This window comes from Paenibacillus sp. FSL R5-0923 (assembly GCF_038009145.1).
Classification (GTDB): domain Bacteria; phylum Bacillota; class Bacilli; order Paenibacillales; family Paenibacillaceae; genus Paenibacillus_AQ.
Map to the genome: position 1 here is coordinate 5,222,703 of NZ_JBBPAT010000001.1, position 16,490 is coordinate 5,239,192.

General features: G+C 41.6%; 10 protein-coding genes. 4 read left to right on the forward strand and 6 right to left on the reverse strand.

Features of this window, described 5'->3' with window-relative positions; translation table 11 throughout:
• Nucleotides 1-57: 57 nt before the first annotated feature.
• From MKX35_RS23520 to MKX35_RS23540, 5 genes are all read right to left on the reverse strand, one after another.
• Nucleotides 58-1,563 (reverse strand): ABC transporter substrate-binding protein, encoded by a 1,506-nt coding sequence (locus MKX35_RS23520; RefSeq protein ID WP_076298482.1) that lies wholly within the window; start codon nt 1,561-1,563, stop codon nt 58-60.
• 85 nt (nt 1,564-1,648) lie between these two features.
• The gene (locus MKX35_RS23525) at nt 1,649-2,572 is read right to left on the reverse strand and encodes a carbohydrate ABC transporter permease (protein ID WP_076298483.1); all 924 of its coding nucleotides are present in this window, start codon (nt 2,570-2,572) and stop codon (nt 1,649-1,651) included.
• A 19-nt stretch (nt 2,573-2,591) separates the two neighbouring features.
• Nucleotides 2,592-3,473 (reverse strand): ABC transporter permease, encoded by an 882-nt coding sequence (locus MKX35_RS23530; RefSeq protein ID WP_042193664.1) that lies wholly within the window; start codon nt 3,471-3,473, stop codon nt 2,592-2,594.
• A 328-nt stretch (nt 3,474-3,801) separates the two neighbouring features.
• Nucleotides 3,802-5,370 (reverse strand): response regulator transcription factor, encoded by a 1,569-nt coding sequence (locus MKX35_RS23535; RefSeq protein WP_076298484.1) that lies wholly within the window; start codon nt 5,368-5,370, stop codon nt 3,802-3,804.
• On the reverse strand, nt 5,370-7,184 hold the full coding sequence (locus tag MKX35_RS23540; RefSeq protein ID WP_081382735.1) for a sensor histidine kinase: 1,815 nt from the start codon (nt 7,182-7,184) through the stop codon (nt 5,370-5,372). Before MKX35_RS23540 ends, MKX35_RS23535 begins: the two co-directional genes overlap by 1 nt.
• A 247-nt stretch (nt 7,185-7,431) precedes the next feature.
• On the opposite strand from MKX35_RS23540, the gene MKX35_RS23545 reads away from it, so the two are divergent.
• From MKX35_RS23545 to MKX35_RS23560, 4 genes are all read left to right on the forward strand, one after another.
• The gene (locus MKX35_RS23545; RefSeq protein WP_076298486.1) at nt 7,432-10,563 is read left to right on the forward strand and encodes an alpha-mannosidase; all 3,132 of its coding nucleotides are present in this window, start codon (nt 7,432-7,434) and stop codon (nt 10,561-10,563) included.
• A gap of 168 nt (nt 10,564-10,731) precedes the next feature.
• Nucleotides 10,732-11,922, forward strand: a complete 1,191-nt coding sequence (locus tag MKX35_RS23550) for a pectin acetylesterase-family hydrolase (RefSeq protein ID WP_179086650.1) — start codon at nt 10,732-10,734, stop codon at nt 11,920-11,922.
• A gap of 44 nt (nt 11,923-11,966) precedes the next feature.
• A complete protein-coding gene (locus tag MKX35_RS23555) occupies nt 11,967-12,587 on the forward strand; it encodes a TetR/AcrR family transcriptional regulator (protein ID WP_076298488.1) in 621 nt (206 codons plus the stop codon).
• Nucleotides 12,588-12,681: 94 nt separating this feature from the next.
• A complete protein-coding gene (locus MKX35_RS23560; protein ID WP_076298489.1) occupies nt 12,682-13,461 on the forward strand; it encodes a helix-turn-helix domain-containing protein in 780 nt (259 codons plus the stop codon).
• 55 nt (nt 13,462-13,516) lie between these two features.
• On the opposite strand, the gene MKX35_RS23565 is transcribed toward MKX35_RS23560, so the two are convergent.
• A complete protein-coding gene (locus tag MKX35_RS23565) occupies nt 13,517-16,372 on the reverse strand; it encodes a glycosyl hydrolase 115 family protein (protein WP_076298490.1) in 2,856 nt (951 codons plus the stop codon).
• Nucleotides 16,373-16,490: the final 118 nt, after the last annotated feature.

Below are 16,490 nucleotides of genomic sequence, written 5' to 3' on the forward strand. Positions count from 1 at the left end.
CTAATCCTATTTGCGTTACCTTTAGATTAATCGTAGGCGTTTTGTTACGTTCAAAGCTTATTTCTTTGTCTGGTTCCACTCATCAAGTTGCTTTTGAACTTCAGCAATGACTTTTTCCAGTCCAGCTTCTTTAAATTTCTTGGTTGCTTTTGGCAGATATGTTTTAGGATCAACAGAACCTGTGTATAGCGCTGGCATAAATTCTTTAGTTACGTTGTTGATGGCCGCTACTTCTGTTTTTACAGGTGTAGGATCAAATGCAAAACCGAAGGTAGGGGCTTCTTTTGACGAATCATTAAACTTCTTGAAAGCATCCCATTTATCAGCAGGGTCATCAGCATGCAGATAAGTCAGTAACATATTTCCAAGCGTGAAGCCTGGCATTGCATAGCTATCTTGCATAGCTGGCAGATCTTCAATGACATTCTCGGAAATTTTCTTATAATGAGTGCCTTCGATACCATAGTTGAGTAAATTGCGTAAGTACTTATCTGTATTCAAAAGATTCAAGAACATCATAGCCCGTTCAGGATCACCTGAGGTTACGGAAATAGCATGCATCGAACCTGCAGCGGACTGTGTATACACATAAGGCTCATGCATAGGCGAAGTTACAATTTCATAACCTGCTGAACGAGACCAACCTTTTTCTGCATAAGGCTGTGTAATTTCGCGATCGGCAAACCATTTACCTGTCTTAATGTTATCAATACCTTCAAGTGTTGCAACGTCTGGGCGTAAGTAACCTGCTGTGTAAAGTCTGCGCATCGTATCTAACGATGTTGAAAGTTCAGGTGTCTCCAGAATATTAACAACCTTGCCATCTGTGGAATCCATATAGACCCCGATAGGTAACTCATCACCTAGTACATAGTCAAATGGCATGAATGGTTTAAAGCCTTTAGGAACAGCTAGCGGTGTAATATCCGCAGGCTCATTCTCTTTAATCGTTTTAAGTAGTGGCTCTAGATCATCCAATGTACGAATGTTGGAAATGTCCATGTTGTATTTATCAACATATTTCTTATTGAAGCGCCATACCCATTGCTGTCCAAGCTCCTTATTTACAGGAACACCATAGATCTCACCTTTAATCTTAGTTCCTTCTAAGAAACGTGGGTCCAAAACTTCTTTCGTTTCCTTTCCATACTTATCTAGCAGATCGTTCAGACCCAAGAAGGTACCGTTAGCTGCATTACGGCGGAAATCATTTGTCCAAGAAGAGGTAAAGGCAATGTCATAAGGCTCACCAGAAGCGGTAATGACTTGCATCTTCTTATCGTAATCACCCCAATCGAACATCGTAATGTTCAACGTCGCATTAATTTTTTCTTGGGTATATTTATTAACTTCTTTTAATACAAGATCCAAATCCTTTTGAGGTCCACCAATTAAATACATCTTCAGCTCATATGGCTTTAATTCCGATGTACTCCCTGCTGCCGCTGAATTGTTTGTTTCTTTAGCAGCATTTGTATTATTATTCGAACCACATCCAGCAAGAAGGCCAGAGAAAAGCATTGTTCCAGCAAGAGCGAGCGTTAAACTTTTTTTCACTTTCATTTCTATTTTCCCCCTTTAGTTTAATTAACTCTTTATTTATATCGACTCCTGTTCTAGCGATTCGAATAAATACATCTTAGTAGTGTTACTCTTTTAAAGAGCCCACAGTTAAGCCTTTTACAAAATACTTTTGGAAGAAGGGATACGCTAGTGCTATAGGCAAGGTCGCCAGTACAACCATCGCCATACGAACGGTTTCTGTCGGCAATGTCGCAGCAATCTCAAAGCTTGATCCCATCTGCATGCTGTTCTGGATAACAAACTCCATATTATTCTGAATTCGCATCAGCATCGCTTGGAGCGGTACAAGAGTCGCATCATCTATATACAGCAGCGCATTAAACCAATCATTCCAATAGCCCAGCGTACAGAACAATCCAATGGTTGCAATCCCCGGTAATGAGATCGGAAGTACAATTTGCAGGAATGTCCGAAACTCCCCTGAACCGTCGATTTTGGCTGCCTCAATGAGTGCATCAGGCACTGAAGTCTGGAAGAAGGTGCGCATCACTAGGATGAAAAAGGCATTCATCGCTATTGGCAATATTAAAGCCCATATCGTGTTGTACAAATGTAAAAACTGTGTGGCCACAATATAGTTTGGAACCATTCCGCCTGAGAATAACATCGTGAAGAAGGCGAAGAAGCTGAAAAAATTACGATAGCGAAATGATCTTCGAGAAAGAACATAGGCGTAAGTTGTAATTAGAAATAAGCTAATGAGCGTACCTAGTACAGTAACAAGTAAGGTAACTCCAAAGGAACGAAATAACTGATCACCTGTGTTAAAAATAAACTGATACGCCGCCATACTAAATTTTTCTGGAATTAAGCTAAATCCATTTAAAGCGAGTACTTTCTCATCTGTAAAAGAAATGGCTATGACAAACAAGAACGGAAACACACAGGTAAAGGCGAAAACTCCAATCACAATATTGAGTACCACATTCCAAAAAGGAGTAATGGCGTTGTTGTCGACTTCTTTCGGCTTACGTTTGAATACTTCCATAACGTCAATTGACTCCTTTCTAGAATATCGCGTTTTCTTTGCTGATCTTTTTCACAATAGAATTCGTTACAATTACCATGATAAATCCAACGATCGATTGATATAGACCCGCTGCTGTACTCATCCCTAGGTTTCCTGTCGTACTCATGCTTCGATAGATATAAGTATCGATAACATTCGTTACGGAGTATAGAACACCGGAATCCCGAGGTATTTGATAGAATAGACCGAAGTCAGATCTAAAAATACCACCAATCGCTAGAATAGTTAGCGTTACCATTAAAGGTTTAAGCAAAGGAAGTGTAATAAACTTAATTTGCTGCCATTTGCTGGCCCCATCAATCATTGCCGCTTCATAGTAGGACTTGTCGATACCCGCTATAGCCGCTAAGTAAACAACACTTGAATAACCAATTGATTTCCAAATTCCCATGAAAATTAGGATATATGGCCAAAAGCGAGTATCCCCATACCAAGAAACAGGATCGCCTCCGAAGTAAACAATCACTTGATTCAAGATTCCTTTATCTACACTTAGGAAGCTGAATGTAAAGAAACTAATAATAACCCAAGAAAGAAAATAAGGCATAAACATCGCCGTTTGATAAACTTTGGCCATCCGTTTGTTCACAAGTTCGTTCAAGGTGATTGCAATGCCCACCGCAAGAACTAAACCGAGAGAGATCAACGCCACGTTATACAGTATCGTATTTCTTGTAATAATATAGGCGTCCTCTGTCGAGAACAAAAAGTTAAAATTTTCAAGGCCAACCCATTTACTATTTAAAACGCTTGCAAAGAATCCGTCCCGATGAATCTTGAAATCCTTAAATGCAATAATGGTTCCGAACATCGGTAAGTAACAAAAGATTAGGAACCATATTGTCCCTGGTAATACCATAAACCACAGTACTTTATCCTTATTTAAGCTTTTGAAAAATGCAGACACTATTCCACATCCCCCTTCTCTATCCCCAAACAATCCCCGTAATACCCTTTCGATCTTATTTCCTTGCCCCTTTAACTATCTTTAATTCTGCGCTATAAAAGCGGTTTCATAAAGTTGAAAAACTCCAGAATGATATGTAAAAATTAAAGATCGCAAGAAAAAATGACCTCCGTGAGGCTTGAAATCCCTTAAGATTTGAACAAAAAAAAGGAAACATTCTCGTGACCAACGTTCGTGAACCCTCCACTTGAACGTGATACCCGGGAACATTTCCTAAATCCTACGCCTTTTCTTTTTTATACATATTTCGAAGTTCTGTTGGAGATATGCCTGCTGATTTTTTGAACTGGCGATAAAAATACGCTGGATCTAGATACCCTACTTCAGCTGCTATTTCATTGGTTAATAACGTAGTTTGAAGCAGCAGTTGTCTTGCTTTTTCAATTCGGAATTGGTTCACATAATCAGAGAAGCTTCGCCCCATCTCCTTCTGAAATAGCTGTCCCAAGTAAGTAGGATGCATATTCATTCGCTGACTGAGCGTCTTCAGAGATAGTTCTTCTCTATAATGTTTGCTCACTTGATCCACCATATATCTCATATTCGGACTGAGCTCATCACTCACTAGCGATAATTGGTCCAGCGTTTCATTCACACTTTCCTGCACATGATGAAGCAACTGCTCAATGGTATGGATGCGTAGCAAAGGATTAAACACAGCACTGAAATTACAGTTTTTCTCCATATTCTTAGCGATCAACATTAATTCAATCGCTACGTTGTAATTATCAATGCGTGTAATCACGCCACATCCGAACAGCTTTTGGAATGTTTCTGCGATAAATTGATTTGCCGCCTCACGCTCTCCAGATAATAATAGTTTAGTAAATGCTTCATAATCAATTTCGAGCTTTTCCTCGTGTAACACCATCTTCGATAGTTGGTCCACATCTATAATCGGGTAGCCCGGCAGCATCAGATGATCCACATATAAACTTTTAGCTTTTTTATAACTTTGTGGTACTTCTTGAAAAGTATATTCCTTACTTCCTATCGTAATCCAGACAGACTTTCCTAATTCATGCATAATCTCACATTGCACTTGTTGCAGCATGCAATACATTTCTTCTTTGTTCTCATCTTCAGTCGACTCCGCAACAATAAGAACAAGATCACCTTCCATATCTATAAATACAATAACTGTTCCGCGCTCTGCTACGGACTGCACAGCGATACGATAACATTCTTCCATAAGTTGATTAGGGTGCAGTTGACCCTCATCCTCTTCATGTTCCGTAATAAGCCGAATCGCAGCCACCGTAAAACATGAACAGTCCAGAGAAATATTTAAGACTTTTGAACGATGCAATAGCTCCTGTCGATCTATATTTCCAGTGACCCAACGATTTAAAATATTGTTACGTAAAACTTGCTGATCCTCCTTCGCATGAAATTGTTCAACATCCTCTTGATTAAGGACCTCAACAATTTGCTCAATGGTTGATTCCAATTCTTTTATGTTAATGGGTTTAAGAATATAATTTTCAATGCCTAGACTCATTCCAGCTTTTAAATACTCAAATTGTTCATAGCCGCTTAAGATAATAAATCTCATTTTTGAATCAAAAGACTTAATTTGTTGAATGAGTTCAAGTCCCGTCAGCTTTGGCATCGTAATATCTGTAATTAATATGTCAATGGCTTCGTTATGACTACGCAAAAATTCTAAAGCTTCTTCCCCATTACTCGCTTGCCCTGCGATTCTTAGTCCATAATCTTCCCATTCGATCACTGAACGTAATCCTTCAAGAATAAGAGGTTCATCATCCACAATAAGTATGTTGTGCATTATTTAATACTCTCCCTTACCACTGGTATATTCATGATGACTGTTGTTCCTACACCGATCTCACTAGCAATCGATAATCCATATTCAATCCCATAATAAAGCTTAATTCGCTCATTCACATTACATAGTCCAAGCGAGGAAGGTGGTGCATCCATTCGCATACTGACTTGAAGTGTTTTTTGAAGTTCCGTTAGCTTGCTGGGAATAATCCCATTTCCGTTATCTCTGATAGCAATTTGAATGCTACCGTCTGATTCAGTTACTTCAATGCGGATTAGGTTATCGGAGCGTTCGGGCCTGAATCCGTGAACAATATAATTTTCAATGACCGGCTGAATCAGCAGTTTAACGATAGAACAATTCATAGCCACTGGACTTATTCGCGACTCGATTTGAAGCTTATCTTTATGCCTAATTTGAAACAGCTCAAGATATAGATTGCAATATTCAATCTCATCAGCGATGGTAACAACCATACTTTTCTTAATCATCGTTCGGAATAACGTAGATAAAATGTAAATCATCTGACCTACATCCTTCGCACCTTGCGAAATAGCCCGCATCCTTATAGCTTCAAGCGTATTATATAAAAAATGCGGATTAATCTGCGATTGAAGAGCAACGAGTTCTGCATTTTTTTGCGTAATTTCTGAAATGTAAACTTTATTAATATACAGCTCTAGTCTTTCACACATATAGTTAAAATTGTTGGCAATAAGCTGCAATTCATCCTCCCGGTTAAGATGAATGCGCGTGCTTAAGTCGCCTTCCTGTAAGCGCTTCATAGATTTGACAATGATCTTCACTTTTTTAGAGAAACGTAAAATTATTCCGTATGTAATGGACATTGCCGCAACAATTAGTGCTGCCGTAATCCCGATAATCCAATTTCGTACTACCACCATTTCTTTATTGACCTGCGACTTCTGAATGATTCCTGCCACAATAAGACCTGAGCTATTCGTTGTATTTAAGTTAACTTTGGATAATCCATCCAGTGCAGTCCAGTTGTCTGAATAAAGACCAGCGATATGCGGATACTGCTGTCCCATATACCTTCCTAAGGAATCATATATGACGTCACCGCTTGGTGTTAGAACCAACACTTGACCATTATTCTCTGTACCTTTCGTACCAAGCCATTTTGAAATAAGTTCAGCATCAAAATCTATAATGAGCATACCGATCGTTTTCAATGAAATCGGATCTTTAAGCTCCCTAGTCATCGTATACAAATTGTTATTGTCTTCCCTTATTTCCTTAAGTAATAATTTTTTTTCATGCGAAACCCAACCATTCTTGGGTATGGGTGATTTTTGTTCCGAAATATCTATATCTCTTTTGTAGAGCTGTCGTGTATTATTTTTATATAAATAATAAAATTCTTTCTCAGTGCTGTATAAGATAACGTCAGAGATACCACTTTTCTGATTCAAATACGTTTTGAAGTAAGTATCGAATGTATGGGGTACGAAGCTCCCAATTTCAGCAAACTGATCTAAACGATATTTAAGATAATCTCCATAATCATGTTGCAAAAAGTAGGACAAATCCTCACTTACAGAAGCATCACTATAAATTTGCTGGATGGCCAATTGAATCCCTTCGTACTGCTGATTCATATATAAACTCACGTAATCCAGTACCTCTCGATTAGCATCAACATGTTGACGCGTGATCGTCTGTTCATAGTATTTATAAACGGTAATGGAAGAGGCAATGAGCGTAATAATGATGATGGATGAATATATAGCTAAAATTTTATTAAACAGTTTTTTTCGTAAATGATTTTGATAAAATTTCTTTATATTCAACAAATTCACCTTCCTTCAAAATCTAGCCTTTAGGATTAGAAGCTTAACACCACCTTTCTTTTTGTGCAATGGGAGCGCATTCATTTTTAGATGTAAATCTTTCCTCCTTGCAACTTTTTTCTTTATCATGAGTTTACATCTCGCTAAAAATCGTCTATAGTTGGTTTCTACCCCCAAACAAACCTGTAATCACCCTATAAGTCTTATAATCCTCGTCCCCCATCAAGATAATGGAGGGCTATTACTCATGTTTCTAACCAAACGTAAACTCAACTCCCAACTAAACGAGATTTCCGAATATCGTTACCGGGATCGAATACACATTCCTTTTTTCAATTCTATGATTGACGAACAAGGTGAAATTGCAGCGGAACCACCCGTGGATGGAGAATGGTCTAAGCTACAAGTTGGCGATACCTGGAAAGGCCGCGATTTGTATTTATGGCTAACGACACAGATAGACGTACCCGCCTCTTGGGCAGGACGCAGGGTACTGGGTCGATTTGATTTTGGCGAGACAGGTGCCGGAAACAACTCCGGCTTTGAATCTTTATTCTTTTACAATGGTAAACCCTATCAAGGTGTAGATTCCAATCATACAGAAGTGTTCTTGCCGGATGAAACGGTAGGTACGCAGCTTCCACTTACTTTCCGTTTATGGTCGGGACTAGAAGGTGGCGGTCCTAAAAAAGATCAAACACATGGCATTCGTATGGCAGAAATTTGTTGGCTGGACGATGCAACGGATGATTTCTACTTTACTGCACTTGCTGTAGTTGAGACGCTGAACGTACTCGATTCAAAAACACCAGAATATACACAGCTGCTAAGTACAGTAGACCGCTCGTTTCTTCTGATTGACTGGTCTCGTCCAGGTTCAGAGGTCTTCTACGCTTCGATTGAGGAAGCTCGTAATTATTTGCGTGATGAAATTAATAAAATGGAAAAGTCTTCGCCAGTTACTGTTACCTGTATTGGTCATACCCATATTGATGTAGCTTGGTTATGGCAATTGAAGCATACCCGTGAGAAATGTGCGCGTTCCTTCTCGACCGTACTCCGTCTGATGGAAATGTTCCCTGACTATACTTTTTTACAGACTCAACCTCAGCTTTATGAATACATCAAAAACGATTATCCAGAAATCTACGAGAAGATTCGTGAACGTGTTGCTGAAGGACGCTGGGAAGCTGGCGGTGGCATGTGGCTCGAGGCAGATTGTAACTTGACCTCAGGTGAGTCTCTTGTCCGTCAATTGCTATATGGTACTCGCTTCTTGCGTAATGAATTTGGTGTTGAATGTGATTATTTATGGCTGCCGGACGTATTTGGCTACAGCTGGTCCTTGCCACAAATTCTAAAAAAATCAGGAATTAATACGTTTATGACCACGAAAATTAGCTGGAATCAATACAACCGCATGCCACATGATACCTTCCAATGGCGTGGTATTGATGGCACTGAAGTATTAACACACTTCATTACAACACCAGAGCCTTGGTCTGAAGAAGATTCTTGGTTCTACACCTATAATGGTCGCATCATTCCTAAGACTGTAAAAGGAATTTGGGATACGTACCGGGATAAAGAAGTGAATCGCAATTTATTACTTTCATACGGATATGGTGATGGCGGCGGCGGGGTTAACCGCGAAATGCTAGAGATGCGCCGCAGACTCAACGATCTCCCAGGACTACCGAAGATTGAAACAGGAACAGCAGGAGATTACTTCCGTAATCTGCAAGAAACCGTTGCTAATACAGATCGTTATGTCCATGTATGGGATGGTGAGCTTTACTTAGAATATCACCGTGGCACGTACACTAGCCAAGCCTACAATAAGCGGATGAACCGCAAGCTTGAACTGCTATACCGCGAGGCGGAATGGCTAAACGCACTGCAAAGTGTGGTGTCTGAAGATTGGTCGAACTATCGTCAGACCGATTTAGACGAGGGTTGGAGAATTATTTTGCGTAACCAATTCCATGATATTATTCCTGGTTCTTCAATTCGTGAAGTGTACGAAGACAGTACGATTGAATATGCTCAAGCCGAAGCCATTGGTCAATCTGTATGGGAACAATCTACGAACCTACTAGTGAACGGAAGTGAAGCCGGTAAATATACCATCTGGAACAATGCTTCTTGGGAATTAACTGAGCTCGTAGAAATTACTATAGAGCCCGGCATGGAAACAGGACATTGGATAAACACAGAAGGTAAACCATTACAGGCTCAACGTGAAGGTGACCGTTGGATCATTGAAGTGTCCGACATTCCTTCTCTCGGATACACCACCATCTCCTTCGTGGCAGATGTGAATTCTGAGCCACTAAGTACTCCATTCAAGCTGAATGAATCAGGAATTTCAACGCCTCACCTTGAAATAGCGTGGAACGAGCAAGGTCAATTGTCATCCATCTATGATAAACGCGAACAGCGTCAAGTATTAGCTAATGGAAGTCACGGTAATGTGTTCCAAGTGTTTGAGGATAAACCATTAGCACATGAAGCCTGGGACATTGACATCTACTATCAGCAAAAAATGCGCGAAGTAATCGACTGCACTAGCATTGAAGTCATAGAAAATGGTTCATTGCGTTGTATTGTGCAATTCACATGGAGCTATATGGATTCCACGATTAAACAGCAAATGATCTTACACGCTGGGCATCGTCGTATCGACTTCGTGACGAACGTAGACTGGCATGAGAAAAAACAGCTAATGAAAGTAGCCTTCCCTGTTGCGATACGAGCTACCGAAGCCACTTATGATATCCAGTTCGGTAATGTTAAGCGTCCAACACACTGGAACACTAGCTGGGATTACGCTAGATTCGAGACTGTGGGTCATCAGTGGGCAGATTTATCAGATCGTGGTTATGGCGTTAGCTTGCTGAATGACTGCAAATATGGCTACGACATCAAGGATAATGTGATGCGTCTATCCCTAATCAAATCGGCAACACACCCTGACCCTGATGCGGATCAAGGCGAACATTCATTCACCTACTCTATCCTGCCTCATACTGGGGATTGGTTACAAGGTGATACCGTCCGTCAAGCCTGGTCCATCAACAATCCACTGCGGAGCACCATGGGGCAAGCTGAAGTAGAAACAAAGTCCATGATTCGTCTTTCTACGAATACGGTTATGGTATCTGCCTTTAAGAAATCTGAAGATGGTCAAAAATTAGTTGTACGTGTTCACGACTATTCCGGAAGCCGCCAGCAGATTGATATGACGAGCGACTTGAACATTATTTCGTGGCAAGAGTGTAATCTAATGGAACGTCCTGAAGGTGAGGTTCACACTGAACCTGTCATTACCTTTGTACTTGAACCTTACGAAATTAGAACATTTGAAATCGAAGTGTAGAATCTAATTAAATGAAGTAACATACAAAATCGGGGTGTCCCTGTAGCCATATTTAAAAGGCTGCGAGGACACCCCGTTTTTCAATTATGATTGTTTATTTTGAATTTAAGTATACACATTGCGCAATGAGTTAACGTAGCGTATACTCAAATTAAGGGAGAGATGTATATGAGAAGAATGGGGAAAATTACGATATTCACATGCATTGGATTATTGAGCCTTGCTTTGATTGCTATTCTTGCGATTAGCGCTTTTGTGATCAAGAGACCGGCCACCGCCACCCCCGTAATCACGGAAGTGAAGCCTTATGAGTGGAATAAAGTCAAGCTGGACGGAAATGTCATTTCAAGTGATGGATCAGAGTATTTTATCTGGAATAAAAAGGGAGAGACTAATAACTGGATTATCTTTTTTTCCGGGGGAGGGGCCAGTTGGGATGCCCAAAGCGCCGCGCACCCAATCAAGCTAATGAACTTCATTAAAGGTGGAGATACGGGCAACTATTTCCAGAACATCCCCTTCTATATGCTGACATTGCTGAGAGGCATGATGGATACGGATAACCCTGCCAATCCTTTTCATGGATGGAATGTGGTCTACCTTCCCTATTCGACGGGTGATTTCCATATCGGTAACCGTACGGCTGAATATAAAAAAGAGGACGGCAGTACCTTTACAATGCGTTATAACGGCAGCAATAATGTGCGAAACAGCCTTGATTGGATATATGCCAACGTGGAAAAGCCCGGCAAACTGCTAATTGCAGGTGAAAGTGCTGGTGGATTCGGGTCCGCCTTCTGGGCTCCGGAGATCGCCTCTCATTACAAAGACTCCGAGATCTTCCAATATTCAGACAGTTCCTTCCTGAAATCAGACAAGTGGCCAAATGTTGTGAATAAGGAATGGCAGGCAGACTTCGTTAAGAATTTTGGGTATACCCCTGAAGCGGATATCATCGGGGCAGCATTTAAATCGAACGGTCATCTACTGCCTGCGAATACGGTAATATTGCAATCCTACTCGGTATTTGACGAGATTCTGATCCACTTTCAGAACAACATCAACGATTACAAGGGGCCCAGAGATCAACGCATTATTAATGAATGGTCACAGGAAATGCGGCAATCTGTATCTTCTTTAGCTGCCACTTTACCTAATTATTATTACTATCTGACCGACTATGGGCTAAATGCTAAGACGGGTACAACCCCGCACACTTTTGCAACCAGAGAGACCTTCTTTCAGGCTGAACAAGATGGTGTGAAGCTTCTGAAATGGCTAGGTGATGCAGTCAACCATCAGAAACCCTATTCAGTTGGGAGCAAGTTCCTCATGACGTCGAAGCCAGCTCAGAAATAGCACAGAATTAGCGAAATACTCGCACAAGGCAGGAGAGAAAATTAATGAATTTGCGTGAAAAGCAGATGCAAATGACGAGGGAGATCATTAAGGATACAGCACTCAGCTTGTTCTGTGCTCAAGGTATTGAGCGCACGGATATGGCTCAAATTGCAGAACAAGCCGGGGTCTCCCGGCGCACTTTGTATCATCATTATAAGGACAAAGAAGAATTAGCCGCTCAAATCTATGTCCTTAACCTAGAGCGGATGTTTGGACAGCTGCTGTTTGATTTTGATTTTGAACAGCCGGTACAATCACTGGAGAACATTCTGGATAAATATTTGGCTTTAAGAGATCATCAGGAATCACTGATCTACTATGATGCCATTTTTGGAGTTTACTACAGCACGCTTTCTAAGAATCCTGCAGAACTGCCTGACTTTAAGAAGGCTATGGAAGGCTGGTATTCGCGACTTATACTGCTTGACACAATAGCAGTGGATCCGGAGGAAAAAAATAAGTGGCTGAACATTCTGCAGAAGTCCACCCACCTGTATTTCATGTATTTACAAAAAGCCGTTATTATTACGCATCAGCGGAGCGGTGTGGTTACGGAGGAAGACCGGGCAACAGACCGACAATTCAAGGATTTCATTATGCATGGCGTACGGCATTCCCGATGATTAAAAGAGTCTTTTCGTAATAGGTTTCATTTCGGTATAATATACCAATCGGTATTCGTACGGCTCTAGTTATATGGAAGGAGCAATGGCTGAAATGGACATTGGCAAATATGAGAATCTAGTTCCGAACGTTTTTTTGTTTGTCGACCGCAGATCCTTCCCGGATTGGGAGATAACGAGGAGCAAAATTGATTTCCATGACCTTACCTTCATTGTGGAAGGGAAATCGAACTATTTTATTAATGGGGAGAAATTTACGGTTGAAGCTGGTGATATGCTCTATGCACCTTCCGGAAGTATTCGGGAAGCGCAGACCTTTAAGGAGGCACCCATGCGTTCTTTTGCGTTTAATTTCTTCTGGGAGGGGGAGGACAATCATGTGCAGCTCCCTTTTGAGACCGTAACCAAAAACTGGAGAACTAAAGAGATCCTAGCGGACATCAAAGATTTCTCGCATGTATGGATGGGCAAACAGCCTTTTTATAAAATGAAGGCCAGAGCCATTTTTCAACTGATCGTGTATCGCCTGTTAAGCATAACCCACCATCAAGAGACACCTCTGATCGATCTGAGAATCCAAAAAGTAATGACCTATATTATGGATCATTATTCGGAGGAAGTTACGATCAAGGAACTAGCTGATTTTGTTGCCTTAAATCCTGTATATCTTGGCAAGCTGTTCAAGCAAAACACTGGTTCCACCTATAAAGAATTTATAAACAAAGTACGGGTGAGCAATGCCGAGATGATTCTGTCCGCAGGTGGCTTCAATGTGTCCGAAGTAGCAGCGCACTGTGGTTATCAAGATGTCGCCTACTTCAGTAATGTTTTCAAAAATATCAAGGGTTATCCTCCGTCATCTGCCTTGAAATAACGGAGGACCCTGAACCATTCGGGGATTCAACCCTTCAATTAGCTCTAACTATGAATTAGTGCGCCCCCCTAGTATAGAAGCTCTCCTCTGGGCCCAAATAGGAATACGGCAGCTCCGCAGCGGACAACACAAGCTTTTGCAGGACCAGGCCCGCATCCAATCCGTAAAAGCGGAGGGTATGGATACCCTTCGTTAACGCATGACTTGTGGTCACGGTATGAATATTATCTATAACCGCGCGGCACCACGGTTCATTATCATGATTGCCGCCCGCAAAATCCGTAGGTAAAGCATCAGTAATCACTGGCGTCTGTGCATCGAAGCCTACCGCATATTTTAATCCACTGAACTGTGACAGGTTGTTTGTCGGAGCAATATACGCGGTTAAGCTGTAATCTGCATTCTGCTGTACTAAAACCTGATATTCCAGATAAGGCGCATTCTCCGGCTGTTCAAAAGATACCGTATCCGGAAACATTTTAACCGAGGATAAAGAACGCCCATAGTTAGCAATGGTCTTCCATTCCACCCCTGATTGTGCAACACGACTTGAGGTATGCTCCGCTTCAATGGACACTGTATTATGCGTCTCGATAAAGGTCATCGCTGGCACATCCTGAATGTCAGTGAAGTTCACAGCTACACTAACCTTAACGGTGCCTCCGGCACCAGAGATCGTAATTTCACCCGTCGATGTCTCGCGAACCTTTTCCCAATCTACAGAAACATGTAAGCTCTCCCCAGCCTTGATCCAACCCGATGTTTTCTCAAGCTTGATCCAAGCTACATTACTTCTTGCCTGATATTCAAAGCCCGCTTCTCCACCGTTGCTGATAGTAATGCAATAGTTTTCTTTTTGCAGATTTGTAAATACCGGAAGCTTTGCCGTCCCCGCAACATACGCTTGCTCCGTACCTTCAACATCAACAATCAATATAGAGCCTTTAGCGGGAATCAACGTGCTCACCTCTGGATATTTCCACCCCTCTGCATTCCAGTGAACATACCCGACATGAGGGGAACTCATCATTCCTTGCCATTTTCCTTCTGTAATTCCGCTATTATAAACCTGCTCCAGGTGTTTATCCCTATCGATGGCTTCATGAGTCAGGGTAGCGTAGGTATTGGCTAATATACTGCCTCGTCCAGTATATAGCTCGTTAAGCCGAGCATATATTTGCATTTTGAGCACATTGGCTGATGCAGCAGCAGGGAAATATACAAGCTGGTAGTACGCATCTTTTAATGATTCAGGAATAAGAGCATGGTGTTGGTCAGCGGCATTCTCCATCTTAATCGCCTGCTTCAGCACTCTCTGTGCCTCATTGTAATGGATAGGACTGAAGGTTGACGGATAAATAATCTCCGGCTTGCGGCGGCCGTTCATTCGGGTATACTCACTCAGCAATTGCGCGATGCCCAGGCATGTCTCATGTTCCAGTGCATATCCGAACTGCTGCTCTACCCATCGTTTTGTATATTCCTCAGTCCGGTTAATCGCTCCGGTACCCCAAGCTTCAAAATCATAGGCCAATTCCATAAAGTAGGAAATAGGCAATTCCATAGGCTTCAAGTCCCCGACGTTCACAATCCATACATCACGAATGCCATAGTCGAATGCCATACACATTTGCTCCCAAACCTTCTCCAGCGGAATCGTGTTTAACCATTCATAGGAATGTGGACCCCCATGATAGTCAAAATGATAGTACATCCCCCACCCTGCACTTCGATCGCGTTCGTGTTCCGTTGGGATTTTGCGGAGATTGCCATAGTTATCATCTGCCAGCAGGATCGAAACATCATTCAGGACTTCCCAGTCCTTCAAGCCTTCAACCTCAGCAGTGCCATACCAATACTTCTCCACTTCCTTGTATACGGCTAGAATTTGGGGCGAGTGCTCAAGATTATATTTCTTTAATAATTCTTTTTGCGTAAGGATGATATCCTTCAGCAGGTCAATATTCTCCTGGTCGGAGCCCTCCAGCGCAGAATCACTTTCTCCCCTCATCCCTAGTGTGATTAAATTGTCAAAGTCCTGATTCCGTTTGATCCCATCTTCCCAGAAATCCGTAATAGCTTGTTTGTTTCGGGCAAAATCCCATAAGTTACTTGTTCCATATTGGTTGTATACCTTCTGCCATTCACTGCCTGCCCGAAATAAAGGTTCATGATGGGAGGTTCCCATTATAATGCCGTATTCCTGTGCATGCTGGGCGTTGGCGATTGGATTGCTTTTACCGTTAAGGCTGAATTCGGCACTCCACATCGCTGGCCATAAATAATTCCCCTTTAATCGAAGAATTAGTTCAAACACCTTGTCATAGAAATCTTCATTAAAATCACCAAATCTTTGAGTTACCCAAGAGCCCAAGGACGGCCAGTCGTCATTCAAAAAAATCCCTCTGTATTTAACCGAAGGTTCTTTGGAAATCCTATGTAGCTGGCTATCAGGTAAGATCAAATCTGCTTTTTTCTCTGGTATAACATCTGCCCAATATTTCCACGGACTAACGCCAATTTTTTCAGAGATAGAATAAATCCCGTACATCGTCCCGCGTTTATCGCTTCCCACAATGACGAGCGCCTTGTCCACTCCTGCTGTCGGTTCTTCAACTACCTGAATTTTATAACATTCCCTTTTCCCTTGGATGGCGGACACATCCACTGTCCCCTTCGCAATTAAACGATCAATAAGCTCATTACTGCCGATCGATCCAGCGATTATAACGGTTCCATCCAATGCCTTCAATTGTGCATGTATTTCAGGTTCAACCTCTGTTACCTGTTTAACATCTGCTGCAAAAGACTGAGCCACGCGGCGCAAACCGGCATAATCCTTCCCTTTGGGATCCACGTAAATCTTAGCAGCTTTGCCCTGCTTCACAAGGATTAATTCCTGCGTAGGCATGATTATTCTCCCCTTAAGCATCCTATTTTCGTATGACTAGGCACATTATATAAGTAAGCGATTTCAACTTCCATGTGTAAACTAGCAAGTTTTTGTTATTATTAAATGAAACTTTGTT

Excerpts from the sequence above, each read along its gene's own strand:
- MKX35_RS23520 (WP_076298482.1), bottom strand. The coding sequence starts at position 1,563 with ATGAAAGTGAAAAAAAGTTTAACGCTCGCTCTTGCTGGAACAATGCTT.
- MKX35_RS23525 (WP_076298483.1), bottom strand. The coding sequence starts at position 2,572 with ATGGAAGTATTCAAACGTAAGCCGAAAGAAGTCGACAACAACGCCATT.
- MKX35_RS23530 (WP_042193664.1), bottom strand. The coding sequence starts at position 3,473 with ATGGTATTACCAGGGACAATATGGTTCCTAATCTTTTGTTACTTACCG.
- MKX35_RS23535 (WP_076298484.1), bottom strand. The coding sequence starts at position 5,370 with ATGCACAACATACTTATTGTGGATGATGAACCTCTTATTCTTGAAGGA.
- MKX35_RS23545 (WP_076298486.1), top strand. The coding sequence starts at position 7,432 with ATGTTTCTAACCAAACGTAAACTCAACTCCCAACTAAACGAGATTTCC.
- MKX35_RS23550 (WP_179086650.1), top strand. The coding sequence starts at position 10,732 with ATGAGAAGAATGGGGAAAATTACGATATTCACATGCATTGGATTATTG.
- MKX35_RS23555 (WP_076298488.1), top strand. The coding sequence starts at position 11,967 with ATGAATTTGCGTGAAAAGCAGATGCAAATGACGAGGGAGATCATTAAG.
- MKX35_RS23560 (WP_076298489.1), top strand. The coding sequence starts at position 12,682 with ATGGACATTGGCAAATATGAGAATCTAGTTCCGAACGTTTTTTTGTTT.
- MKX35_RS23565 (WP_076298490.1), bottom strand. The coding sequence starts at position 16,372 with ATGCCTACGCAGGAATTAATCCTTGTGAAGCAGGGCAAAGCTGCTAAG.